Origin of the sequence: Cecembia lonarensis LW9, assembly GCF_000298295.1 — a bacterium.
Classification (GTDB): Bacteria; Bacteroidota; Bacteroidia; order Cytophagales; family Cyclobacteriaceae; genus Cecembia; species Cecembia lonarensis.
The window spans coordinates 1-840 of record NZ_AMGM01000243.1; the positions used below are offsets into that span (position 1 = coordinate 1).

The 840-nt window shown below is 40.1% G+C and carries 1 protein-coding gene; it reads right to left on the minus strand.

Annotated features, from left to right (window positions below; all coding sequences use genetic code 11):
• Positions 1-187 precede the first annotated feature (187 nt).
• A complete protein-coding gene (locus B879_RS21130; RefSeq protein WP_009187225.1) occupies positions 188-736 on the minus strand; it encodes a glycosyltransferase in 549 nt (182 codons plus the stop codon).
• Between the last annotated feature and the right edge of the window lie 104 nt (positions 737-840).

An 840-nucleotide genomic window follows, 5' to 3' on the forward strand; every position in this document is an offset into this window, starting at 1 on the left:
TACAGCAAAGGCAATGTTAATAACGGCCAGATCGCCAAGAATTTGAAGGCTGTTTAGAAATTTAGAATACCGGTGCGCTCCCATGTCTGTTACTTCAATAAGGGTTGCAAAGTAACAAACTATACATTTAAATTTTAATCGTATTTTAACCCATTATTACATTGCCTGAATATTTCGCAAAGATCCCTTAAGCAAAACAATCTGCAGGTGTTGTTATAAAATCACCCAATTTTTCTTCCACGTATTGTTTAATCTCAGACTCAAAGCGTTGCGAACTAAATTTCTCGGCATGCTTTCTGATTTTTAATGGGTCAAAACTTACTTGTTTTCTCTCAAAATCATGTACAGCCGCCACAATTGCAGCAGCTGTTTGCTGATAAAAAAACGTTCCTGTTTCAGATGCCAAAACTGTTTCCAGGCTTCCGCCTTTCCCATATGCAATAACAGGAGTACCACAGGCCTGAGCCTCAACGGGTATAATTCCAAAGTCTTCTTCGGCGGCAAAGACAAATGCTCTTGCCCTCTGCATATACTCCTTTAATACCGGAAAGGGCTGATAGCCCAAAAGCTCAATATTTTTCGTGGCTTTTTTTCTGATCTTCCCCATATCCGGACCATCGCCAATAACAATTAGCCGCTTGTCCGGAAGTTGGGAAAATGCTTCTACAATCAGATCAATTTTCTTGTAGGGTACCATTCTGGAGGCTGTCAGATAAAAATCTTCCTTCTCTTCCACAAGGCTAAAACTTTCTACATCTACCGGGGGGTAAATAACCGTGGCTTCGCGCTTATATACTTTTTAATGCGTTTAGCGATATACTGCGAATTGGCAATAAAATG